This is a genomic window from Archangium sp. (assembly GCF_057119385.1).
Genome location: NZ_DBNGVP010000236.1, coordinates 19,408 through 42,779 on the forward strand (window position 1 = coordinate 19,408; position 23,372 = coordinate 42,779).

15 protein-coding genes are annotated in these 23,372 nt (G+C 70.4%); 11 read left to right on the forward strand and 4 right to left on the reverse strand.

Annotation, left to right across the window (positions count from 1 at the left end; translation table 11 throughout):
* Positions 1-109 precede the first annotated feature (109 nt).
* The 5 genes from AC16DP_RS51625 (at position 110) to AC16DP_RS51645 (ending at position 6,755) form a co-directional block, all read left to right on the forward strand.
* The gene (locus AC16DP_RS51625) at positions 110-1,243 is read left to right on the forward strand and encodes a hybrid sensor histidine kinase/response regulator (protein WP_329732307.1); all 1,134 of its coding nucleotides are present in this window, start codon (positions 110-112) and stop codon (positions 1,241-1,243) included.
* A gap of 62 nt (positions 1,244-1,305) precedes the next feature.
* Complete coding sequence (locus AC16DP_RS51630; RefSeq protein ID WP_329732306.1) at positions 1,306-1,497, forward strand: hypothetical protein; 192 nt, start codon at positions 1,306-1,308, stop codon at positions 1,495-1,497.
* A 208-nt stretch (positions 1,498-1,705) separates the two neighbouring features.
* Entirely contained in the window at positions 1,706-3,937 is a 2,232-nt protein-coding gene (locus AC16DP_RS51635; RefSeq protein ID WP_329732305.1) for a peptidase domain-containing ABC transporter, read from the forward strand.
* Positions 3,938-3,969: 32 nt separating this feature from the next.
* Entirely contained in the window at positions 3,970-5,340 is a 1,371-nt protein-coding gene (locus tag AC16DP_RS51640; protein ID WP_329732304.1) for an HlyD family secretion protein, read from the forward strand.
* Positions 5,337-6,755 carry a TolC family protein gene (locus AC16DP_RS51645; protein WP_329732303.1) on the forward strand — a complete coding sequence of 473 codons (1,419 nt, stop codon included), beginning with the start codon at positions 5,337-5,339 and terminating at the stop codon, positions 6,753-6,755. Before AC16DP_RS51640 ends, AC16DP_RS51645 begins: the two co-directional genes overlap by 4 nt.
* Here the strand turns inward: AC16DP_RS51645 and AC16DP_RS51650 are convergent.
* Positions 6,752-7,090, reverse strand: a complete 339-nt coding sequence (locus tag AC16DP_RS51650; protein WP_329732302.1) for a helix-turn-helix transcriptional regulator — start codon at positions 7,088-7,090, stop codon at positions 6,752-6,754. The genes AC16DP_RS51645 and AC16DP_RS51650 overlap by 4 nt on opposite strands.
* A 188-nt stretch (positions 7,091-7,278) precedes the next feature.
* Here AC16DP_RS51650 and AC16DP_RS51655 point away from each other — a divergent pair, with 188 nt between their 5' ends.
* The gene (locus AC16DP_RS51655; RefSeq protein WP_329732301.1) at positions 7,279-12,174 is read left to right on the forward strand and encodes a pilus assembly protein; all 4,896 of its coding nucleotides are present in this window, start codon (positions 7,279-7,281) and stop codon (positions 12,172-12,174) included.
* Positions 12,175-12,193: 19 nt separating this feature from the next.
* On the opposite strand, the gene AC16DP_RS51660 is transcribed toward AC16DP_RS51655, so the two are convergent.
* Positions 12,194-14,218, reverse strand: coding sequence for a PAS domain-containing sensor histidine kinase (locus tag AC16DP_RS51660; protein ID WP_329732300.1), 2,025 nt, complete (start codon positions 14,216-14,218; stop codon positions 12,194-12,196).
* 253 nt (positions 14,219-14,471) lie between these two features.
* On the opposite strand from AC16DP_RS51660, the gene AC16DP_RS51665 reads away from it, so the two are divergent.
* Positions 14,472-15,233 (forward strand): thioesterase II family protein, encoded by a 762-nt coding sequence (locus AC16DP_RS51665; protein ID WP_329732299.1) that lies wholly within the window; start codon positions 14,472-14,474, stop codon positions 15,231-15,233.
* On the opposite strand, the gene AC16DP_RS51670 is transcribed toward AC16DP_RS51665, so the two are convergent.
* Both AC16DP_RS51670 and AC16DP_RS51675 read right to left on the reverse strand, forming a co-directional pair.
* Positions 15,230-16,015: a 4'-phosphopantetheinyl transferase family protein gene (locus AC16DP_RS51670; RefSeq protein WP_329732298.1), complete on the reverse strand. Its 786-nt coding sequence runs from the start codon at positions 16,013-16,015 to the stop codon at positions 15,230-15,232. The two genes, AC16DP_RS51665 and AC16DP_RS51670, sit on opposite strands and share 4 nt — an antisense overlap.
* Positions 16,016-16,095: 80 nt before the next feature.
* Positions 16,096-18,765 (reverse strand): galactose oxidase-like domain-containing protein, encoded by a 2,670-nt coding sequence (locus AC16DP_RS51675; RefSeq protein ID WP_329732297.1) that lies wholly within the window; start codon positions 18,763-18,765, stop codon positions 16,096-16,098.
* 411 nt (positions 18,766-19,176) lie between these two features.
* Between AC16DP_RS51675 and AC16DP_RS51680 the strand changes: the two genes are divergently transcribed.
* The 4 genes from AC16DP_RS51680 to AC16DP_RS51695 are packed head-to-tail and all read left to right on the forward strand — an operon-like array spanning position 19,177 to position 23,351.
* Positions 19,177-20,448, forward strand: coding sequence for a glycosyltransferase family 2 protein (locus AC16DP_RS51680; RefSeq protein WP_329732296.1), 1,272 nt, complete (start codon positions 19,177-19,179; stop codon positions 20,446-20,448).
* Complete coding sequence (locus AC16DP_RS51685; RefSeq protein WP_329732295.1) at positions 20,445-21,530, forward strand: hypothetical protein; 1,086 nt, start codon at positions 20,445-20,447, stop codon at positions 21,528-21,530. Before AC16DP_RS51680 ends, AC16DP_RS51685 begins: the two co-directional genes overlap by 4 nt.
* Positions 21,531-21,555: 25 nt before the next feature.
* Positions 21,556-22,659: a hypothetical protein gene (locus AC16DP_RS51690; RefSeq protein ID WP_329732294.1), complete on the forward strand. Its 1,104-nt coding sequence runs from the start codon at positions 21,556-21,558 to the stop codon at positions 22,657-22,659.
* Complete coding sequence (locus AC16DP_RS51695; protein WP_329732293.1) at positions 22,656-23,351, forward strand: hypothetical protein; 696 nt, start codon at positions 22,656-22,658, stop codon at positions 23,349-23,351. Before AC16DP_RS51690 ends, AC16DP_RS51695 begins: the two co-directional genes overlap by 4 nt.
* Positions 23,352-23,372 lie beyond the last annotated feature (21 nt).

Sequence of the window (23,372 nt, forward strand, 5' to 3'; positions counted from 1 at the left end):
TCCACCGGAGGTGTTGCAGCAGACGCACGGTGAACGGCGGCCAGTTGGAGGGCTCGCGCTCATGCCTCCCCACCGTTCTCCTTCTCCCTTCGCAGAGTCAGGTGGATCGGTGTCCGGCAAGATTTCACGGTTGGGGTCGTCTTCGTCCGCTCACGTGTCGAGCGCCGAGCCGATACGCGCCCGCATCCTCCTGGTGGACGACCTGCCCGCCAATCTGCTCGCCTTGAAGGCCATCCTGGAGCCGCTGGAGCAGGAGCTGGTGCTGGCCCACTCGGGGGACGAGGCCCTCCTGGCGCTCCTCCAGGGGGACTTCGCCTGCATCCTCATGGACGTGCAGATGCCGGGGCTCACCGGACTGGAGACGGCCTCGCTCATCCGCGAGCGGGAGCGCACCCGGCACATCCCCCTCCTCTTCATCACCGCGCTCAGCCGCGAGGCGGCCTACATCACCCGGGGCTACCAGCAGGGCGCCGTGGACTACCTGCTCAAGCCCGTGGACCCGGACATCCTGCGCTCGAAGGTGCAGGTGTTCGTGGACCTCCATGTGCGGGGCGAGCAGCTCAAGCGTCAGGCGCTGGAGATCGCCGAGCACCGCCGGGCCCAGGAGGAATTCCTGCGCGCGGCCGAGCTGGAGCAGCAGCTCGTGGGCATCGTGGGCCAGATCGCGGACCTGCTCCTGGACTTCACCCGCGCCCGCCTCGGCGGCGGTATCCCGGTGTCCCGCCGCCCCGGAGACCTCAACGAGCTGTGCAGGAGGATCGCCGACGAGTTCCAGGCCGCCCACCCGAGGCGCCTTCTGCTGAGCGAGCTCTCTCGCAACGCGCTCCAGGGAGAGTGGGACCTGGAGCGGGTGGCGCAGGTGCTCGCCAACCTGTTGGACAACGCCTTCAAGTACAGCCCCGAGAACACGCCCGTGCGGCTCTCCACCCAGGACAAGGACACGGAGAGCGTCCTCATCGACGTGCACAACCTGGGAGCACCCATCCCCGGACACCTGCTTCCCCTGCTCTTCGAGCCGTTCCGCCGGGGAGGGGCCACGGACGAAACGGCCCGCACGAGCATGGGGCTCGGGCTCTACATCGCCCATGAAATCGTGCAGTCCCACGGAGGCTCCATCAGCGTGCACTCCACCGCCGAGGCGGGCACCACGTTCCGCGTCTGCCTCTCGCGCTCACCCCGGCACGCGGGACAGGCCAGCCCCTGCCACGAGGAGCACGAGGCCTCCTTGTCGGAAGCGGGGTAGCGCTCCACAACGCCGCCCCCATCCGGGATGCCGAGGGCCGCATCATCGCGGCGGGGGTCACCGTGCTGTACACCACCGACCGCAAGGCCGCCGAGGAGCAACTGCGCCGGACGGCCGAGTTCCGCGAGCGTTTCCTGGGCATCCCCCATATCTACCTCTGCTATGTCGCCCCCTCGCCGGATGGGCGTTTCCTCGCCTGGTCCGGCATCGAGGTGGACAACGACGCCTGGCTGGTGGAACTGGACGGGCCTTGAGCCCCCCGGCATCCTTCCCGGAGGACACCTCCACCGGTCCGCGTCACGGTACCGTGACGAAACAGGCCTCAATCAATAACCCATCGATTTAATCGAAGGGTCTGTCACAATTTATCTGTTTTTCAACCAGCATCCCCAGGCACATACATAAAGGCCTGCTTCGGGCAAATCCGCCCGGAGGCGATGCCGCGACCGGCACTCCACGCTCATGTACGACCGCGACCTCGACACCTCGTCCGAAACGCCGCCTGGCTCCCCCGAGGCCCCTGCCCTCGTGCACCGCGAGGCTCCCGCCGCGGAGCTGCTCGAGCCACTGCTCACCGGGCTCGCCCACACCGCCGGCCTCGAGCCGAGCACCAGCACCACGCAGGCCTCGCTCCTGGATGCCTCGCGCCAGCACGCCGGCCCCCTGGCCGACTCGTGGAGCCCGCTCCTCCAGCACGCGGGACAGGCACTCGGCCTCACCCTCTCCACCCTGAGGCGTTCACCCGAGGACGTCCTGCGCCAGGGCAGCCTCCAGGGGCCGCTCGGCACCGTGTGCTTCTCGGACAAAGGCGCCGCGTGGCTGCTGATCGCCGAGTGGGCGCCCGAGCGTGTCCTCGTGCACACCAGCCTGCTCCCCCAGGGCCAGGCGTGCATGAGCCGGGAAGAGCTCTCGCAGCTGCTCGCTCCCTGGGCGGCGCAGCCCCTCACCTGGGTGCTCGCCGAGGAGTCCGAGCCCGTCCATGCCCTGCGCGCCGTGGAGGCGTCCCCTCACGAGCCCCTCACGCCCTTCGCCCGGCTGCGCGCGCTCGTGCACCTGGAGGCCGCGGATGTACGGGCCGTGGTCATGTACGCGGTGGGCGTCGGCCTCTTCGCCCTCACCACGCCCATCGCCGTCCAGTCGGTCGTCAACACCGTGGCCTTCGGCGCCCTGCTCCAGCCGCTGGTGGTGCTGAGCATCCTGCTGCTCGGCGGCCTGGTGTTCGCCGGCGCCCTGCGCGCCATGCAGAACTGGGTGGTGGAGATCCTCCAGCAGCGCGTCTTCATCCGCGTCGTCAGCGATCTCAGCCACCGGCTGCCGCGCGTCCAGGCAAGCGCCTTCGACCGCGTCCACGGGCCCGAGCTCGTCAACCGCTTCCTCGACGTGGTCACCGTCCAGAAGGCCAGCTCGTCCCTCATGCTCGAGGGCCTCTCCGTGGTGCTCCAGGCGGGCATCGGCCTGCTGATGCTGGCCTTCTACCACCCGCTGCTGCTGGCCTTCGACTTCTTCCTCCTGCTGGCCCTGGCCGGCATCATCTTCGGCTGGGGACGCTCGGCCACCGATGCGGGCCTCAAGGAGTCCAAGGCCAAGTACGCCGTGGCCGCCTGGCTCCAGGAGCTGGCGCGCCACCCCGTCGCCTTCCGCCAGCACGGCGGCGCGGCCCATGCCCTGCGCCGCGCCGATGAGCTCGCCCGCGACTACCTCGGCTACCGGCGCAAGCACTTCAAGTACCTCTTCCGGCAGATCCTCGGGGCGCTCGGCCTCCAGGCCGTGGCCAGCGCGCTGCTGCTCGGGCTCGGCGGCTGGCTCGTCATCAACCGCCAGCTCACCCTGGGCCAGCTCGTCGCCGCCGAGCTCATCGTCACCGCCGTGGTCGCCGCCATCGCCAAGTTCGGCAAGCACCTGGAGGCCTACTACGATCTGCTCGCGGCCATGGACAAGCTGGGCAAGCTGGTGGACCTGCCGCTGGAGCAGGACACCGGCGAGAGCGTCCCGCCGGGCCCCGGGCCCGCCTCCCTGAAGCTGGACGGCCTGGAGTTCCACTACCGCGAGAGCGCGCCCGTGCTGCGCGGCGCCAGCCTCGAGGTGCGGGCCGGCGACAAGGTGGCCATCACCGGTGCCACCGCGGGCGGCAAGAGCACCCTGGTGGATCTGCTCTACGGCCTGCGCGCTCCCTCCAAGGGCCGCATCCTGCTCGATGGCCTCGACCTGAGGGATCTCTCGCTCGCCTCGCTGCGCCGCGACGTGGCCATCGTCAAGGCGCCGGAGATCTTCGCCGGCACGATCGTGGACAACGTCCGCATGGGCCAGCCGGAGCTGCCGCTGAGCGAGGTGCGCCGGGCCCTGGAGGCCGTGGGCCTGGGCGAGATGATCGCCGGACTCCCCGAGGGGCTCAACACCGAGCTCACCACCGGAGGCCTGCCCCTGTCCTCGGGCCAGGTGGCGCAGCTCCACCTCGCGCGGGCCCTGGTGCTGCGCCCGCGCCTGCTCGTCCTCGACGAGGTGCTGGACTCGCTCGACTCGCGGGCGCGCGACCACGTGCTGAAGACGCTGCTGGCACCGGACGCGCCCTGGACCCTCCTCCTCATCACCCGCAGCCCCGAGCTGCTCGGCCGCTGCACCCAGGCCTACGAGCTGCTCGACGGTCAGCTGAGCCCGCTCGGCTCCGAGCAGCCGCGGGTGGCCACCGTCTCCTGATGTCTCCTGACTCCGAATCCACGACCATGACCATGCCCACTTCCCATCATGACGGTACCGCCGCTGAGCTCCCCGCCATGCGGCTCGTGCGGCACTCGACGCGGATGGCGCGCACGGTGGCCCGGCTGCTGATGCTCGCCCTGTTGCTCGCCCTCATTGGCCTGCTGGTGGCCCCCTGGCAGCAGAACGTCACCGGCCAGGGCCGGGTCATCGCCTACGCGCCGCTGGAGCGCCAGCAGTCCATCCAGGCCCCCATCGCCGGGCGCATCACCTCCTGGGCCGTCCAGGAGGGCTCCCGCGTGAAGGAGGGAGACATCCTCGTCGAGCTGTCCGACAACGACGCGGACCTGATGGCCCGCCTGGAGGAGCAGCGCACCGCCATCCAGGCCCGCATCAGCGCCGCCCAGAGCCAGATGATGGCCTACGAGTCCCGCGTGGATGCCCTGCGCTCCTCGCGCTCGGCGAGCATCGACGCGGCCGGCTCGCGCGTGCGCATGGTGCAGGAGCGCATCCGCGCCGCCGAGCAGTCGCTCTCCGCGGCCGAGGTGGCCCGCGAGACGGCCCGGCTCAACCTGGAGCGCCAGAAGGCCATGCACGCGGACGGGCTCACCGCCACCCGCAGCCTGGAGCTCGCCCAGCTCGACTACACCAAGACGTCCACCGACGCCGAGAGCGCCCGCGCCAGCCTGAACTCCGCGCGCAACGAGCTCGAGGCCATCAGCTCCGACCGCCAGCGCATCCAGACGGATGCGGATGCCCTCATCAACGACGGCCTCGCCAAGTACGAGTACGCCAAGTCCGACCTGGCCAAGGAGCGCATCGAGCTGGCCAAGCTGGAGAGCACCATGGCCCGCCAGGCCACCCAGCAGGTGCGGGCGCCTCGCGCCGGAACCATCCTGCGGCTGGTGGCCCGGCAGGGCGCCGAGGTGGTCAAGGCCGGCGACACCCTCGCCGTGCTGGTGCCCGACACCGTCTCCAGCGCCGTGGAGCTCTACGTGCACGGCAACGACGCCCCGCTCATCTCCCCGGGCCGGCACGTGCGCCTCCAGTTCGAGGGCTGGCCCGCCATCCAGTTCGCCGGCTGGCCCTCGGTGGCCGTGGGCACCTTCGGGGGCACCGTGTCCTTCGTCGACGCGGCCGATGACGGGCGCGGCAAGTTCCGCATCGTCGTGGTGCCCGACAAGGGCGAGGAGTGGCCCGCCACGCGCTTCCTCCGCCAGGGCGTGCGCGCCAACGGGTGGATCCTCCTCGACGAGGTCCGCCTCGGCTACGAGCTGTGGCGCCAGTTCAACGGCTTCCCCCCTGCCCTCTCCTCGTCCGAGCCGGGCTGGACGGACAAGGAGAAGTCCGGCGGCAAGTCGGACGACAAGGGCAAGGATGACACCTCCGGGGACAAGTCATGACCTCGCGCCGTGAGCACTCCGCCCTCCTGGTCCTGCTGCTGGCGGTGCTGGGCGCGGCCCCCCGCGCTCACGCCAGCGGCGAGGCCCCGCTCACGCTCGAGGAGGTGCTCGACTCCGTGCGCCAGCAGCACCCGGGCATGGAGGCCGCGCGCCAGGGTGTGGCCACCGCCGAGGCCGAGCTGCTGTCCGCGCAGGGCGGCTTCGATACGATCCTGAAGGCCAAGGGCGTCTACGTGCCCTTCAGCTACTACCCCAACGAGCGCCTGGACGCGGTCGTCGAGCAGCCCACCCCGCTGGGGGGAACGCGCCTGTTCGCCGGCTACCGCCTGGGACAGGGCAAGTTCCCCACGTACTACGGGGAATACGAGACGCTCAGCGGGGGCGAGCTGCGCGCGGGCGTGGAGATTCCCCTGTGGCGCAACCGCTCCATCGACAAGCGCCGGGCGGATATCGCCAAGGCGCGCCTGCGGCTCGACATCGCCGCCTTCACGCTCGCGGGCGAGCAGCTCGGGTTGCAGCGCGAGGCCGCCTACCACTACTGGGACTGGGTGGCCGCGGGCCGGCAGCTCGCCATCGCCGAGGCCCAGTACGCCCTGGCCCTCACCCGCCATGATCAACTCGCCCGCCGGGCCGCCCAGGGAGACATCCCGCAGATCGAGCACACCGAGAACGAGCGCGCCCTGCTGGAGCGCGAGGCCGATCGGGTCGCCGCCCGGCGCAAGCTCGAGCAGACGGCCCTGAAGCTCTCGCTCTACCTGCGCGACGGCGAAGGCAGGCCGGTGCGCGTGTCCGACTCGCGTCTGCCCGAGGGCATGCCCATGCCCGACGACACCTTCAAGGCGGAGCTGGACGCGTGGCTGCAGAAGGCCCTGAGTCAGCGGCCGGAGCTGCGCGAGCTGGCGCTCCAGCGCGAGGTGGTCCAGCTCGACACCGAGCTGGCCCGCAACCAGACGGCCCCGGCCGTGGATCTCGGCGTCACCGTGCTCCGCGACCTGGGCAGGGGCCCCGACAGCCTGCGGCCCACCGAGCTCCAGGCCTCCCTGGTGCTCGACATTCCCATCCAGGCCCGGGGCGCGCGCGGGCAGGTACAGGCCGCCGAGGCGAAGCGGGCCGTGGTGGACGCGAAGGCCCGGCTGACCCAGGACAAGGTCGTCACCGAGGTGCGTGACACCCTCTCTGCCCTGCGGGCCGCCCACGAGCGGGTGGGCCTGGCGAAGAGCGCCGCGGACGTGGCGCGCCGCCTGGCCCAGGCCGAGCTGGCGCGCTTCGAGCACGGCGCCACCAGCCTGCTCTTCGTCAACCTGCGCGAGCAGACCGCCGCCGACGCCGAGCTCAAGGAGATCAAGGCCCTCGTCGACTACCACCGCGCGGTGGTGGATCTGCTCGCCGCCGCGGCCGCGCTCGAGCCCCGTTAACGCTTCGGCCGGCCTCCCGGCTCGGGCTCCAGCACCAGCGCGAGGAGCGAGGCGACCGTGCGGTGGCTCTCGATGGGGTGGCGCAGCGGCAGATCCGCCCTCACCGAGTACGTGTTGCGCCGCCCCTCCTTCGTGCGCCGCAGGTAGCCCGCCTCCTCCAGCTCCGAGACGATCCGCTGCACCGCGCGCTCGGTGATGCCCACCTCGTCCGCCACCTCGCGCATCCGCGCGTCCGGGGTGCGCGCCAGGCACAGCAGCACGTGCGCGTGATTCGTCAGGAATGTCCATGCGACGGGGGCCGGCTCCTTCACCGGCCTGCTCGCTCGGGTCGCCATCTCCGCGTCCGCTCCCTTCCCTGAAGACCTGTCCGGATACGTGACGCTCTTGTCACGTATTCCAGAGCGTACTTCAACCTGTATGAGTTCAAATAATTAAGGGAATAAATTATCGCGAATTTCAATTTACGAAATACATGTCGTGATTTATGAATCGGTACCCGGAAGGTCCTCAGGGGGTACCGTCCATGAAGCGCAGCGATGTCGTCGAAGCCGTGGTGCGTCCGCTCCGGCGGGCGGTGGAGAGCCGGAGGAGGTTCGCGGTGACGGGCCTGGCGGTGGTGGGGCTGGGTCTGCTGGCCGCCCCCGGGCACTCGGGCAATGTGCCGGTCCCCGACAGGGCCTCGTGCTGCACGGGCGCCACGGCCCTGGGAGACGCGATGATCCACGCGCCCACCGGAGGCGACAAGGACTTCTTCGAGACGACCTCTGGCCCGCCCAGCACCCTCTTCCTGCTCGGCAACAACGAGTCCATGCAGGAGTACCCCGTCTATCTCCCCGAGGCGGGAGATCCCACGAAGACGGGCTGCTCGGATCCGGCGCTGGTCGCCGCGATGAGCTGGTTCGATCCGGCCAGCACGGACCCCAGGCGCAACGGCTCCGAGCCCATCGATCCGGACCCGGAGTTCTCCACCGCGGGCGTGCAGTTCTTCGATCCGGCCAGGTACTACCACTCGCGCGGCTGGCGCCTGGCGCGGGACGGCACGGAGTGGCCCTACTCGCTCAACGCGGACTTCCGCGGCACGTTCGCCACCGCGGACGTGGATCAGGTCTGCTACCCGTACACGGGATGGAATCCCAGCTCGGCCATCCACAAGGAGTGCCGGAGCTGCCTGCTCACCCGGGGCTGGTGGCGCGGCGTCGTGGGGAGCGATCCGGCGGATCCGAAGCTGCCCACCGAGGCGCGCCGCCGGTGGATCCTCAGTGGCCGGGTGCTCAACGTGCGCCCGCCCAAGTTCGTGGCGGCGCGCAAGGTGCTCAAGGACGTGGTGATGAGCACCACCAACCTGCGCATGGGCCTGGCCACCTTCGGCATCGACCGCGGCTGGTACGACCCGCCCCTGCTGCTGCAGCCCATCCAGCCGTCGTGCAGCCGCTCGTATCCGCTCTTCGACGAGAAGGAGCTCAAGCGGGCCGACATGGTGAAGGCCATCAACTCCATCGTCTTCCGCAACCCCGAGCGCTCCATCGGCGAGGCGCTCTTCGGCCTGGGCGGCTACTACTCCTCACAGCAGGTGGATGGCCGGTGGGTGAAGTGGTTCAAGAATCCCATCAGCCCCGGCTGGGGCTGGCCCGGTGGCTGGAACGGCGGCACGGATCGCGATCCCATCACCCTCATGGACGGCGCGGGCTGGGGCCAGGCCTTCGACGAGTGGCACAAGCCCGGCCAGCCCTGGGAGGGCACGGGGGACCAGAAGTCCATGTGCTTCGGCTGCCAGTCGAGCTCCGTCATCGTGCTCACGGACGGCGCGCCCCGGTTCGACAACACGGTGCCCATCACGAAGATGATGGAGCTGCTCGTGGCCAACAAGGCGGCGCACCCGGACGGCGCCCCGCTCCGGTTCGATCCAACGAACCCGAAGACGAACCTCGACCCCGGCGGGGTGAACTACTGCGACCGGTTCGGCGCCACGAAGGAGGACTGCGACTACGCCAACTGGCCCACGGGGCACGCGCGGACGAACAAGAACTTCATGGACGACGTGGCCTTCTTCCTCGCGAACATGGATCTGCGCGACGACCTGGCGGGCCAGCAGTCCGTCACGACGTACACCATCGGGTATGGCGACAACAGCCCCATGCTCCAGAGCATCGCGCTCGCGGGCAAGGGCCGCTTCTACCGCGTGGATGATCCCTCGCAGCTGCGCAACGCCCTGCTCGCCGCCATCGGCGAGGTCAAGCAGGTGTCCACCGCCGTCTCCTCCACCCACGTCTCCGGTGTGCAGGCGAGCGGACAGTCCTCCGCGTACGTGCCCCGCTTCATCCCGCGCCGGGGAATGCCCTACGAGGGGCACCTCTACCGCTTCTTCTTCTACAACGAGTTCACCCAGGGGTGTGACCCGAAGCAGGCCCGGAGCACGCTCGGCGACAAGCGCGATCTCAACGGCGACAAGGACTGCGAGGACACCTTCTTCCTCGACAAGCCGGCCGGCTTCACCGTGACACCGGGCGTCCTCCCGAGCCCCGAGAGCTTCACCGTCAACAACATCGTCCAGGAGAACGCGGACGGGAAATGGGTGAAGGTGAGGACGGCCACCCTCAACGCCGAGGGGCGGCTCGTGGGCGGCCAGCCCGCGGAGCCCTTCTGGGACCTGAACGAGACGCTCGGCCAGCGCGCCGCGAGTGCGCCCTGCAACCGCGACAACCCGTTGGATCCCACCAGTGGCCGCTGCCTCTTCACCCTGGTGGACCGGAACAAGGACGGCCGGTTCACCGACGGGGACAACCCTCCCCTGCCCTTCGAGGAGTCCCAGCTCGCGGCCCTCAAGCCCTACCTGCTGGCGGCCGGGGATGGCTTCTGCCTGACGCTCTTCGCCCAGCGCAAGCTGACGTGGACGGGCACCAGCGCGCAGCAGGACGAGTGCGTGCGCACGCTCATCCGCTTCGTCCGGGGCATGGACGTACTCGATTACGACGGCGACACCAACGTCTCCGAGGATCGCCCCTGCGCGGACAGCGCCTCGCGCTCCTGCAAGCTGGCGGACATCTTCCACTCCACGCCCATGCTGGTGCAGCCGCCCCTGGAGCCCTTCGTGTGCGGCCTGGGGATGAGCGGCCAGTGCCTGTCCACCCTCTACGAGGACTTCACCGCCTCGGTGTCGTCCGAGGCCGTGTGCTCCACGCCGGGCGCGGGCAAGCCCTGCTACACGCCCACGCCCATGTCGCCGCCGCTCGGCTCCAGCGGCAGCAGGTACGGGGCGTATGAGGTGTTCCGCAAGGCGTACGCGAAGCGCGAGCGCATCGTGCTGGTGGGCTCCAACGGCGGCATGCTGCACGCGGTGCACGCGGGCACGTGGGTGGAGCGGGACAAGAAGAGCGCCGTGGACGACATGCACGACCTGGGCACGGGCCAGGAGCTGTGGGCCTTCATCCCGCCGGATCTGCTGCCCAAGCTGGGGTTGATGATGGGCGGCCACGAGTTCTACGTGGACGGCACGGCCATGGTGCGCGACATCTGGGCGGACGGCTCGGCCAGCGGCACGGACAAGAGCAACGGCGTGAAGGAAGCGGGCGAGTTCCACACGCTCGCCATCCTCACCGAGCGCTCGGGCGGCCAGCGCTTCTCCGCGCTGGACGTGACGGATCCGCGGGAGATGTTGAAGCCGGACGGCAAGCCCTTCCGCTGGATGTTCCCCAACGCGTGCGATCCGGAGTCCAGCGCCGTGGGCCAGTCCTGGAGCAGCTTCGCCCCCAAGCCGCCGCCCATCGGCCCGGTGCGGCTCGCGGCGGACAACGCGCGGGGCTGGGACGAGCGGTGGATCGTCTTCCTCAACGGCGGCTACAGCGCGGATCTCACGCGCGGCCGCGGCGTGTACATGCTGGACGCCTGGACGGGCCAGAAGCTGTGGTCCGTGGAGGCGAAACCCGGGGCCACCGCCTCGGGGGACGCCTACCGGGATGACGTCATCCACCAGATGATGCCCGTGGTGGCCTCGCCGGCCATGGTGGACGTGGGCCGGGCGGAGGACATCCGCATCGATCAGGATGGTTTCTTCGACACCATGGTGGTGGGCGACCTGGGCGGCCAGGTCTGGACGTTCCGCTTCCACGAGCCGGGAGTGCTCGGCGGAGACGGACAGGTGAACAACTGGTTCGCCGCGCGCTCGCTCGAGGTGCAGCGCGGGGAGAAGGCCTTCAAGAAGACGCCCTTCTTCCACATCGCCTCCAACGTGCGCCAACCGGACACGGGCTGGCTGCGCAGCTTCCTGGGCACGGGGGACCGGCAGAACCTGCGCGACACGGAGGACACCGCGTGCAGCCCGGACAACCTCCTGGCCTGCGTGCGGCAGAAGTGCGACGTGCGCGCGGAGTTCATCGCCAACATCAACGGCCACCAGCGCACCACGCTCCTCGAGTACGACGACGGCGTGCTGGTGAAGAACATCGAGACCACGTCCGGCACCCCGCTGGCCGCCTGCGGCGCCACCCGCATGGAGCTGACCGGCCTCACCATCCACTGCCCCAACGAGACCGCGCTCGGCGGCGGCTCCTACCGCTACCCCATGGCGGGCACGGCCCTCTCGGACGCCGAGTGCGCCACGTCCGGCGGCGAGTGGTCCTGCTCCCTGGCCCGGCTCTCCACGGACTCGCGCGCCGACATGAAGCTGGGCGCCGACGCCAGCCTCATTCCCAGGAACCGCTACTACGGCTTCCACTCCTATGGCGGCCCGCAGCGCCGGTTCCGCACCGAGGCGCAGGCGCTCGTCTTCGACAAGCGGCGCGTCACGGACATCCCCTTCACCTGCGAGGAGGGCGTGAAGTGCTCGCTGGTGGATGTCACCATTCCCAGCAGCGCCTACGCCACCTTCGCGCACCCCACGCTGGGGACGGTGCGCTACGTGCCCTCGGCGAAGCTGTCCTCGCTGGCGCGCGGCACCCAGGAGGGGCCCGGCTGGTTCATCGAGTACGGCTCGCTCCAGGAGAAGACGGCCACCGGCTCGGCGGTGATGGGTGGCGTCGTCTTCTGGCCCAGCTTCCAGCCTCCCGAGGGCGAGTCCCTCCAGGCCTGCAAGCTGATGGGCGGTGGAGACACGAGCCGCTCCTGGCAGGCGGACGTCGTCACCGGCCTGCCGGACCAGGCCCACGGCTTCCGCCTCCGGGACGACGCGGGCCGGCTGCTCGGCTTCATCCCCCACAAGAGCCGCTCGGCGTCGGCGCCTCCGCCGGAGCCGGCGAGCCTCGTCGCGCTCTCGAAGACGGGCGGTGTCCGCTACCAGGTGGCCATCACGGGCGTGGGCGATGCCCCCACCACCGAGACGCTCCGCGAGCGCCCCAACGTGGCCCCGGACATCTCCTGGCTGGTGGTCCCGCGCAACCTGCACGACTGCCGGCACGTGGATTCAGGGCTGTGCGGCAAGGAATGAAGCACGAGGCCTCGCGTCCTCAGCGAGCCGCCCCCACGGGGACCACGGGCAGGGAGAACCAGAACGTGCTCCCCCGCCCCACCTCGCTGTCCACGCCGATCTGTCCGCCGTGGGCCTCCACGAGGTGCTTGCAGATGGCCAGTCCCAAGCCCGCCCCCCGGCGATCTCCCTTGTGCGCCTGCCAGAAACGCTCGAACAGGTGCTGGCGGTGCTCCTCGGGGATGCCGGGGCCGGTGTCCTCGACCCAGAACCGCACCCGCTCGCCCTCGGCCCGGGCCCCCACCGTGACGCGGCCTCCCTGTGGGGTGAACTTCACCGCGTTGCCGAGCAGGTTGTTCAACACCTGGAGGATGCGGTGGCGGTCCGCGAGCACCTCCGGGAGGGCCTCGGCCACCTCGGCGCGCAGCTCCAGGGCCGGGGCCGAGGACCGCGCCTGCGCGAGGGACTCGATCACCAACGGCTCCACACGCTGGCGGCTCGGGAGCACGGAGAGCTGGCCCGCCTCCAGCCGGGAGATGTCCAGCAGATCCTCCACCAGCCGGCCCATGCGCTGCGCCATGCGCAGGATGACGTGGAGCATCTCCCGCGTCTCCGGACCCGTCTTCCCCCGCTCCAGCTGACGCTCCACGAGCTGGGCGGACATGGAGACCGCGCTGAGCGGGGAGCGCAGGTCGTGCGCGACGATGCCCAGCACCTCGTCCCGGGCCCGGGTGGCCCGCTGGGCGACGCGGTAGAGGTTCGCGTTCTCCAGCGCGAGCGCCGCCAGGTGCGCCAGCTCCTCGGCGAAGGCCAGGTCCCGATGCCCCAGCCGCCGGCCCGACTCGCTCATCGACAGGGAGATGGCGCCCAGCACCCGCTCCCGGCCTCGCAAGGGGACGATCAGCGCGGAGGTGATGGACACCTGCTGCATGCTCCTCAGGTGGCCGGAGTCGCGGGCCAGCTCCTCGCGGACCCGCTGGCCCACCTCGGAGAGGAGCTCCGGCTCGCCGGTGCGGATGACCCGCCCCGCGCCATGGAGCGCGTCGGCCCGGACGGGGTAGCGCTGATACAGCTCCCTCAGCCTGCGCGCCATCTCCACGTCGAGGTGGGCGAGCGCGGCCACTTCGATGGAGTCCCCCGGCCCGCGCAGGTGGATGATGCTGCAGTCGGCCAGCGTGGGCACCAGCAGCTCCGCCACCTGCTTCAACGTGGCCTCGAAGTCCAACGAGCGCGCGAGCAACGCTCCGGCCTGCAGCAGGAAGTGCTGCTCCCTCTCGGTGCGCTTGCGCTCGGTGATGTCGCGCAGGGCGATGGTGTACACCCACTGCCCGTCCACCCTCAGCTTGGAGACGGTGGCCTCGGCGGCGAACTCCTCGCCATCGCGGCGCCGGCCCATGACCTCCCGGAGCGAGTCCAGGCGCAGCTGCTTCAGCGGACCGGCGCCAAAGCCCCGGATGTGCTCACGGTGGGCGGCCCGGAAACGCTCCGGGAGCAACCGCCCCACGGGCGCCCCCAGCATCTCCTGGCGGGAGTAGCCGAAGATGCGCTCCGCGCCCTGGTTGAAGAGCGTGATGCGCTGCTCCTCGTTGATGGAGATGATGGCGTCCGCGGCGATGGCGATGATGCCCGCCAGCCTCGCCTCGGAGGACTGCAGCGTCTGCTCGGCGCGCTTGCGCTCGGTGACGTCGCGGCCCTCCGCCAGGATGTAGCCCACGCGCCCGCCGTCGAGGATGGGGGTGAGCGAGAGATCGATCACGGCCGGCCGGCCCGTTCCGCTGCGCACCTCCACCTCGTAGCGGATGAAACGGCCCCGCGAGGCCTCCTGGATGGCGCGCCGCAGCCACTCCTCCGCCGCGCCGCTGGAGTCCAGCCACCAGGGGGCCATGTCCAGCGGCTTGCCCACCACCTGCTCGCGCTCCACCCCCGCGAACACCAGGGCTCCCCGGTTGACCTCCACCAGCACCCCCTCGGGGGTGAGCAGCCCGATGAGCTCGAAGGCATGGTCGAAGATGGCTCGCAGCCGCTCCAGTTCCGGCCCTCCCCGAGGGGCCCCGCTCGCGCTCACGATGATGACCTCTCGGCCGGGTAAGTAGGACCCGTTACTCTTTGCGAGAAACATGCCCGATCGCCATTCCCTTGGGGAGACGTGAGGGTCTCGTTACCTGGCTACAGCAGTACCCCGGGTGCACCGCTTGCGCGGGTGGAGCGGCCGGGCACGAGGGGACGCAAAGCCTGCGCGCTCCCCCCCGGAGCGGCCGGCCGGAAGCAGCCGGGCAGGCTTGACGCTCCGTGACCGAAGCGACACAGTCCCCTGCCCCATGCGTCCCGCGGCCTCCACGAATCCCTGGTTCCCAACCCGTCAGCCCAACCCCAACGCGCGTCTGCGGGTGTTCTGCTTCCCCTTCGCCGGAGGCGGCGCCTCCGTCTACAACGGCTGGGGCGCATCACTCCCCGCCGGAGTCGAGCTGGTCGCCGTGCAGCTCCCCGGCCGCGAGCGCCGCATCATGGAAGCGCCCTTCCGGCAGCTCGCCCCGCTCCTGGATGCGCTGGAGCCGGCGCTGGCCCCGCTGCTGGACAAGCCCTTCGTCTTCTTCGGCTACAGCATGGGCACGCGGGTGGCCCTGTCGCTCGCGCAGCGCTGGCAGGCCCGGGGCGCGCCCCTGCCCCTGGGCATGGTGATGGCCGCCGCCGGTGCCCCCCACCGCGAGCGGACGTCCCGCGAAGCGCTGAACGACGCGGCCTTCATCGAGCTGCTGCGCAAGTACGAGGGCACGCCTCCCGAGGTCTTCGCCCACAAGGAGCTGCTGGAGATGGTGCTGCCGATGCTGCGCGCCGACTTCGCCCTCGCCGACGCGGTGCTCCCCGCCCTGCCGGTGCGCTGCCCCATCACCGCCTTCGGCTCCAACGCGGATCCCCACGTCTCCCTGCCGGATCTCGAGCACTGGGGCGAGCTGACCACCGGTGGCTTCCGCTCCCGCCACTTCCCGGGCACGCACTTCTTCCTGCGCACGGCGAGGGATCAGCTGCTGGCGGCCCTGCGCGAGGAGATCGTCCGCTGGTGCCCCGAGGTGGGCCCCTAGCTGGCCGGGACGAACCAGGGCGGCCCATCCCCCGCCAGCGGCACGGTCCGCTGGCAGCGCACCGTCAGCGGCAGTCCCCGCGTCCGGCGCACCGCCACCGCCGCCGGGTGCTCCGGCCCCAGCCGTATCTGCACGAACTGCCACGTCTCCGGATCGTCCACCAGCCGTGGATCGAACGAGATGCGCGGCGGCCGTCCGGCCTCCAGGTGGAAGGCGAACTGATCCAACGGCAGGCTCAGCCCCGCGCCCCGGGCCTTGATGTAGGACTCCTTGAGGGTCCAGTAATCGAAGAAGCGCTCGCGCTGGTGCTCGGCCGGGAGGGCGCGCAGGGCGTGGACCTCGGAGCGGGCGAAGAAGGAGTCGGCCAGCTCCACCGTCTGGCCGGGACGGCCGGAGTACTCCACGTCGGCGCCCACGTCCGTGTCGAGCGCCACCGCGCACACCGCCATGCCGTCCGTGTGCGAGAGGTTGAAGCGCAGGCGGGGCAGCCCGTCGCCGGTGATTTCGGGGCGCCCGTAGCCGTTGACGGCGAAGCGCCAGGCCTGGGGCTGCACGGGCGCGTAGCGCGACAGGGTGACACGCACCAGCGCATGCGACACGAGGAACTGCAGCTTGTGCTTGTCGAAGCGGAAGCGCGAGTGCCGCTCCCGCTCCTCGGCGTTGATCATCGCGAGGTAGGCGGCGAGCAGCCGGGGCTCGGAGACACGCTCCGGCTCCACCACCCACAGGTGGACCTCATCGGGACGAAGGGAGAGGGGCGGCTCGGAGAGGGGGCTCGACATGATGGGCGGTCCAGTCCCCACCCCTATCGCGTCACGGGCGGACGCGCCAGCCCGGCAAGCAGGCGCGCCCGCCCGCCCGCTCACGGTTTCGGGACGACGCCGAGCTGCAGCTCGAGGTCGAACGTCAGGTCCGGCGACGTCCCTCCCGTCTGCTTCACCACCACCGCGAGGGTGTTCTCCCCCTGGACGAAGACGCTCGTGGGGAGGGTGCCGGAGGCGAGCTCGTTCTCCGCGCCACCGCTCGCGTACTTGTCGTGGGCCACGCCCTTGTCCACGTTGCGGCCGAACACCTGCGTCCCGTTGACGAACACCGCGATGCCATCGTCGAAGAGGACACGCAGGTGGGCCTGGGTGACGACGCCGTTCACGGTGATCTTCTTGCGGAAGTAGACGCTGGACTGGGAGGGCGTGGTGCGGTCGAGCACCGTGGCCTCGTCACCATCGCCATAGCCGAGCTGGGCCGCCCCCGAGGGCCAGGCCGAGTCATCGAAGCCCGCCGTGCTCCAGGCCGCGCCGGGGTCCACGCCGGTGTCCTGGTACTTCCACGTGGACCGGAACGGGATGGCCATGACGCTCAACTGTTGGCTGATGGTGAAGGGCGCGTTGCTCACGTCCGACAGGGGCGTGGTGCCGCCCACGCGGGACACGCGCACCAGGGCCTGGCTGGTGCTCACGTCCGGGACCGTCCAGGCGTACAGGCCGGTGTTGGGCACGCCGAAGGCGATGGGCGACCAGCTCGCGGCGCCATCCGTGGACAGCGCGAGGTCCACGCCCGGCACGCTGCCGGTGCTGGTCCAGGTGATGGAGGTGGAGGCGCCCGGCTGGAGCACCTCGCCGCCGTTGGGCGCGGAGAGCACCAGCGTGTCCGGTACCGGGCCGGACAGCTGCGTCACCGCCAGCGAGAGCGCGAACGTCAGGTCATCCGAGTTGGGGGACACCTGCTTCACCATCGCGGTGATCACGTTCTCCCCCACGCGGAACGGGTTGGATGCCAGCGGGATCGAAGCGCGCTCGTACGCATTCGTCGTCGAGCCGGTGGCATAGGCGCCAAAGGCCGTGCCGTTGCCCAGGTTGCGGGAGAAGACCTGCACACCGTTGACCCACACGGCGATGGCATCGTCGTAGAGCACCTCGAGGTTCGCCTCGGTGACGATGTTCTCCAGGTTGATCTTCTTGCGGAAGTACACCGTGGGAGCGCCCGGGGTGAGCACCGTGCCCTCGTCCTCGTCCCCGTAGCCGAGCTGGCCCGGGCCCGACTTCCAGGCCGAGTCATCGAAGTCCCGGGCGAGCCAGGCGGTGCCCAGATCGACGCCGCGATCGTCGTACTTCCACGTGTCGCTGAAGATGATCTTCTTCTGGGCGGCGGGCTCCACGTAGCCCACCTTCACGATGCGCCCCACCGAGGGCACGCCGCGCCCGTCCACGATGAAGAGCATGTAGTAGCCCGGAGGCGCGGCGAGGTTGTTCACCGGCGCGGACACCTGGAGCCCCCCGCTCGCCTGGGTGAAGGGCAGCTGGAGGAAGCGCTGGTGCTGATCGAAGGCGTGCGTCACCGAGCCGAGCGCCAGCAGCGTCACCTTGGCCACCTGGGCCGCGTCCGCCGTCTGGAGGAGGAAGTTCGTCCCCGGGGTGAGGACGGGGGGCGTCTCCTGGATGGAGGGACGCGGGCCGTCCTGCTCGAGGTACGGGGGCGAGAAGATCTCCGTGGTGCGGCGGTCGCGGCCACCACCGGTCAGCACGCGCCCGTCCGGCAGCAGCAGGGCCGTGGAGTGGTAGCCCCGGTAGTCCGCGGCGGGGTTGAGCTTCGTCCACGTGTTGGTGTCGGGATCGTAGAGCTCGGGCACCTTGACGGGCTGGGTCTCGTCATCGAATTCCTCGCCGCTGCTGCCGCCCGTCACCAGCACCTTGCCATCCGGCAGCAGGGTGGCGTTGAGCTGGCGCCGGGGCCAGGCCATGGGGGCGCGCGTCACCCACGTGGGCGAGGGCTGCGAGAGATCGATCTCCTCCACGGTGGCCGTGGCGGGCGAGCCGCCGCCGATGATGAGCACCTTGGAGCCGATCATCACCGCCGCGCCGTAGGCCCGGCCGTTGTACACGCTGAGCGGGCCGTCGAACCAGGTGCCGGTGCCCTCGGGATCCAACCAGCGCGAGCGGCGCCAGGGGCCCGCGAAGAACAGCTTGCCGTTGGGCGCCAGGAACATGCGCGGGTAGTAGGGCAGATCCTGCACGGCGGTGGTGAGATTGCGCCAGGTGCCCGTCTTGGACTCCCACACCTGCGGCAACGGGTTGGACATGCCCGCCGCGTGCGTCTCGCCCGAGAGCACCACCACGTCACCGTTCTGCAGCGTGGTGTTGGTGGGGTACCACCGGTTGTCATTCATGTCCTGCGTGCGGCTCCACGTGAGCGTGAAGGGATCGAAGATGCTCACGTAGGGGTAGCCCACGTGGGACACCTCGTGCCCGCCCGTCAGCAGCAGACGCCCATCCGCCAGGTACGAGTGGCCCGAGCAGAAGATGTTGTAGTCGGGCATGGGGAGATTCGTGAGCGTGCGGGTGGCGGGATCCCACAGCCGCGGCGGCGTCAGCCCCTCATCGAACTCGCCGAAGAACATCACCTTGCCGGTGGGCAGCAGGTGCGCGTGCGTGAGCGAGATGGGAAAGGTCGTCATCGGCGACCACTCCCCCGCCACCTTTGGATCCGCCGCGTCCGCCACCGGCGGCACCACCGCCAGCAACGCCCCCGCCGCCAAGAACAGACCTCTCCCCCAAGCCCCCACGGCTGATCGCCCCATCCCCGTCCCCTTCCTGCACCGCCCCCACAACGTGGCAAGTCAACGTAGGACCCTCGGGGGTGTTGCCAAGGGGTGCCTCGGTCCATACCTCCTGATCAGCGGACGACAGCTCTGGGCGTTCGTGTGTCCCGGCATCCGACATGGGAGGAGAAGGATTCGGGCGTGAAGGACACTCCGACTGCCCCGCGGGGCAGTTGTGAGCGGTCTGGCACGGGCCGAGTTTCAGGCCGCGCCGAAGCACCGTGCCGGAAGGCATGCGCGATCGGAGCACGAGGGGGGGCACAACCGAGCGGGACGAGGCCAGGGCGAGCGTCAGGGGTGTGTGTGTGTTGGGACGCGCCGGGCTCATTCCCGGCGCCGGGTTGGGATATGGAACTGTTCCCCGTTCACCTGTTGGTACTGGTGGTGATGATGAACCGGTACGTGCTCGGTCCGCTGCTGCGGCGGGTGCGGGGCCGGTGGGTGGATGCCACGGACGACGGCTACCAGCCGACCGTCACGGTGGTGATTCCCCTCTTCAACGAGGGCGAGGGCATCTACCACGCCGTGCGCAGCCTGCTGGCGCAGGACTATCCGCACGACAAACTGAGCATCTGCGTGGTGGATGATTGCTCCACCGACGACAGCCATGCCTGGGCATTGAGGGCGGCCGAGGGCCACCCGAACGTGAAGGTGGTGCGCAACCCCTTCAACATGGGCAAGCGCAAGGGCATCGCCCGGGCGGTGCGCGAGGCCACGGCGGAGATCATCGTCTCGGTGGACTCGGACGTGGTGGTGCACCCGAGCGCCGTGCGCGAGCTGGTGCGGCGCTTCGTGAGTCCCCGCATCGCCGCGGTGGGCGGCCGCACCTACGTGGCCAACCGTCATCAGAACTGGATGACGCGGATGATCGAGATCAAGTTCTACTTCGCCCAGGAGTGGCTCAAGGATCTGGAGCGGAGCTTCCGCTCGGTGCTGTGCCTGTCCGGGTGCCTCACCGCGTACCGGCGCCACGTGTTGCTGGAGCTGGATCCGATCCTCGAGGCGCGCAACATCGCCGGTGTCCCCATCAAGTACGGGGAGGACCGCTTCCTCACGCGGCAGATCGTCAAGGTGGGCTACGAGACGGTGTACACCACGGAGGCGTGGTGCCAGACGGCCGCGCCGGCCACGTTGGCGGGGTATTTCTCCCAACAACTGCGGTGGCGGCGCTCCAACCTGGTGGACATGATCTGTGGGCTGAGCCACGCCTGGAGGCTGCACCCGGTGGTGGGTGTCCACTACGTGTCACAGCTGGCGCTGCTGCTCTCCTATCCCGTCATCATCATCCACAACGTCCTCAACGGGCAGTTCTGGGGTGTGCTGCTGCTGCACATGCTCGTCATGGGGGCCATGGGGCTCATCTACCGCATCCACAAGAGAGACCTGCCTCCGGAGATGCGCGTGCCGGCGCTCTCCTTCCTGCCCATGGGGCTGTTGATGCCCGTCACCTACGCGCTCTTCACGCCGCTGGCGCTGTTCACGCTGGACTCGGGCAGCTGGGAGACGCGGGGCAAGCCGAGCGCCGCGCCGGGAGTGCCTCCGGCGAGCGCGCCGCCCGCGGATGGCACGGCCGACACCATTGCTCCCACCCGAGCGGCGGGAGGGGGTTCGACATCATGAATCAGCGCATCGTCAACAAGCTCAACACGGTCGCGGTCAACGCCTACAAGGCCCTGGGCTCGGTGCTGCTGGCGATCATCCTGGGCGGGCTCGTCTCGTACCTGGGGGTGCAGATCTTCTTCTTCGTGAACCACTCGTGGCTGACACCCACGGTGGTGTCTCCGACGGATCCGCAGATCCTCCAGCTCAACGCCCAGCTGGCGCAGCAGGCGGCCTCGCGGGACAAGCTGCTGGCGGATCGCAGGGAGCTGGAAGCCCGGATGGAGCAGGCCCAGCGGCTGGTGGGAGCGGAGAAGGACTTCCAGGAGCGTTTCCGGGTGGCGCTGGGTGGCGAGCGGACGGCGCGGGCGAAGGCGCTGCGCCGGCTGGCCACGCTGCGGCGGGAGTACCAGGAGGCCGCGCGGGAGATCGCCGAGTCCAACCGGGCCTACGCGGGCATGGCGCGCACGCGCACGGAGGCGCTCTACAACGCGCGGATGCTGGAGAAAGAGGAGCGGCTCACGGCCAACCACCAGCTGGCGCAGATGGCGCAGAGCAACCTGTCGCTGGCGGAGGGCTCGGCGGAGCTGCAGACGAAGCTGGAGGCGGTGAAGCGCGAGCTGGACGGCTTCGACGCCTCGCTGGGCGGCAAGAGCACGGGCCTCAACACGGAGGTGCTGCTGCTGGAGCGGGAGTACACGCGCTCGGTGCTGGAGGTGGCGCGGGCGGAGAGCGAGCGCCGGCACCTGACGGAGAGCCTGAAGTCGCTGGACGAGGCGGTGGCGCGCTACGACGCGCTGCTCGCGTCGATCCGGAGCTCGCCGTGGCTGGAGGCCATCGAGCGGGGGCTGACGGTGGGCTTCGTGCCGTACGAGAACCTGGACAACGCGGGAGCGGGGACGCCGCTGTACCGGTGCACGCTGAAGCTGGTGTGGTGCCGGGAGGTGGGGATGGTGGGCCAGGTGCTGCAGGGGGAAGTGACGGTGAAGCACCCGGTGCGCCAGACGATGCTGCGCGGGGTGATGGTGGAGCTGAAGCTGCGGGACGAGCGCTGGGCACGTGACGAGCTGCTGCTGCTGGGGCGGCCGCCGCTGCTGCTGTAGGGCCGGAGCGAGGAAGGAGACGGGCATGCGGTGGGCGGTGGCATGGAGCGTGCTGGCCGGCCTCGGAGCGGGAGTCGCGGGGGCCCAGGAGCCGGAGGGAGCGGCGGGAGATCCGGGCTACTGCGCCTTCGTGCGCGGGGTGGGTGACGCCGAGGCGGCGGTGCTGCTGGCGCCGGACGTATTCGCGAGCGTGGGCGTGGTGAACGCGGGCGAGGCCGGAGGGAGCGGAGGCGTGCCGCTGGGAGGCCCGACGCCGCGGCTCATGGCGGGCGTGGACTATGACTTCGTGGGGCTGTACCGGGGGCTGTCGGCCCGGCGCCGGGCGGAGGCGGAGTGCGAGCGGTACCGGGCGCTCTCGGCCCTGCAGGCGGCGGCGAAGCGGGGCACGGACGTGGGGGCCGAGGCCGCGCTGGCCGCCCGGGCCCAGGTATTGGAGGCGGCCCTGCCCGAGGCGGGACAGCTGCTGGCCTCGCTGCGCGACGAGGTGAAGGAAGGCCGGGCCACGGTCGAGGAGCTCAACGCGTTGCAGCTGCGGCTGGATGGGCTGCGGGCGCTGGCGTACGAGACGGCGAAGGAGCGCGAGCGGCTCGCCGCCCTGCCCCGCCCCGCCGAGCGGCCGCTGTCCACGTGGTTGCAGGACTTCCGCGCGGCGGATGATCGGGTGGAAGTGGAGTCCGCGGGCCTGCGGAGCGCGTCGGCGTGGAAGGTGCGGCTGCGGGGCGGGTACGACGAGTTGATCAACGTGCGGCAGGACGTGCCGCTCTTCGGGATGCTGACCGTCTCGTACAACCTGGGGAGCCTGTGGCTGCCGTCGGCGAACGCACGGGCGAGGGAGGGCCGCCGGCGCCTGCTCGAGGAGGACGTGGAGGGCGTGAGCCAGGACGTGGCCCGGCTGGTGCGCGAGCTGCGTGCGGGGCACTCGGCGGAGGAGGCGCGCCTGCGCGAGGTGTCGGTGCTGGTGACGGACCTGGAGGGACAGCTGCGGGAGCTCCAGGCGATGGAGACGGCGAAGGTGCGCCGCTATCGGGACTACCTGGTGCTGGAGCTGGCGCGGCTGAGGGCGGAGCAGGCCTGGCTGAAGACGCACGTGGCGGAGCTGGGCCGTTTCCTGGGAGAGGAGCGGCCATGATGGGCCGGCCGATCCTGCTGGCCTCGCTGTTGGGGCTGCTCGCACCCCCGGCGGCGCCAGGAGGGCCCATGAAGAAGACGGAGGAGGACGGCCCGCTCACCGCGAAGCGGATGAAGGCGACACAGGGGAAGCTGGAGCCTGTCGGGGGGGGCCGCCTGCGCATCGAGGACCCGAAGGTGCGGGCGGTGGTGTCCACGGGCGAGGGCCCGAAGGCACGGGCGCTGAAGGCCAGGGACGGAGAGGAAGCCCGGGTGGCGGAGCTGCGCTTCACCTATCTGGGGGCCACGCGCGAGCAGAAACCGCTGCAATCGGGGGAGCTGCGCCGGCAGGTGGGGCTGAAGCTGCGGGCGAAGGACGGCTGCAACGTGGTCTACGTGATGTGGCGCCTGGAGCCGAAAGCGGGCCTGGTGGTGTCGATGAAGTACAACCCGGGGATGTCGCGCTCGGACGACTGCGGCAACGGGGGCTACCGGACGGTGAAACCGCGGAGCAAGGCAGCGGTGCCCGGGCTCGAACCGGGAAGCAGCCACACCCTGAGAGCGGAGCTCCAGGGGACGGAGCTGAAGGTGCGGGTGGACGGGAGCACGGTCTGGGAGGGAGAGCTGCCAGCGGAAGCCCTCACCTTCGATGGGCCGGTGGGCCTGCGCACGGACAACGGCCGGTTCGACGTGGAACTGCTCTCGACGCCGTGACACTCCTCCCTCTCCCAAAGG

Excerpts from the sequence above, each read along its gene's own strand:
- AC16DP_RS51635 (WP_329732305.1), top strand. The coding sequence starts at position 1,706 with ATGTACGACCGCGACCTCGACACCTCGTCCGAAACGCCGCCTGGCTCC.
- AC16DP_RS51640 (WP_329732304.1), top strand. The coding sequence starts at position 3,970 with ATGCCCACTTCCCATCATGACGGTACCGCCGCTGAGCTCCCCGCCATG.
- AC16DP_RS51645 (WP_329732303.1), top strand. The coding sequence starts at position 5,337 with ATGACCTCGCGCCGTGAGCACTCCGCCCTCCTGGTCCTGCTGCTGGCG.
- AC16DP_RS51650 (WP_329732302.1), bottom strand. The coding sequence starts at position 7,090 with ATGGCGACCCGAGCGAGCAGGCCGGTGAAGGAGCCGGCCCCCGTCGCA.
- AC16DP_RS51655 (WP_329732301.1), top strand. The coding sequence starts at position 7,279 with ATGAAGCGCAGCGATGTCGTCGAAGCCGTGGTGCGTCCGCTCCGGCGG.
- AC16DP_RS51665 (WP_329732299.1), top strand. The coding sequence starts at position 14,472 with ATGCGTCCCGCGGCCTCCACGAATCCCTGGTTCCCAACCCGTCAGCCC.
- AC16DP_RS51670 (WP_329732298.1), bottom strand. The coding sequence starts at position 16,015 with ATGTCGAGCCCCCTCTCCGAGCCGCCCCTCTCCCTTCGTCCCGATGAG.
- AC16DP_RS51680 (WP_329732296.1), top strand. The coding sequence starts at position 19,177 with ATGGAACTGTTCCCCGTTCACCTGTTGGTACTGGTGGTGATGATGAAC.
- AC16DP_RS51685 (WP_329732295.1), top strand. The coding sequence starts at position 20,445 with ATGAATCAGCGCATCGTCAACAAGCTCAACACGGTCGCGGTCAACGCC.
- AC16DP_RS51690 (WP_329732294.1), top strand. The coding sequence starts at position 21,556 with ATGCGGTGGGCGGTGGCATGGAGCGTGCTGGCCGGCCTCGGAGCGGGA.
- AC16DP_RS51695 (WP_329732293.1), top strand. The coding sequence starts at position 22,656 with ATGATGGGCCGGCCGATCCTGCTGGCCTCGCTGTTGGGGCTGCTCGCA.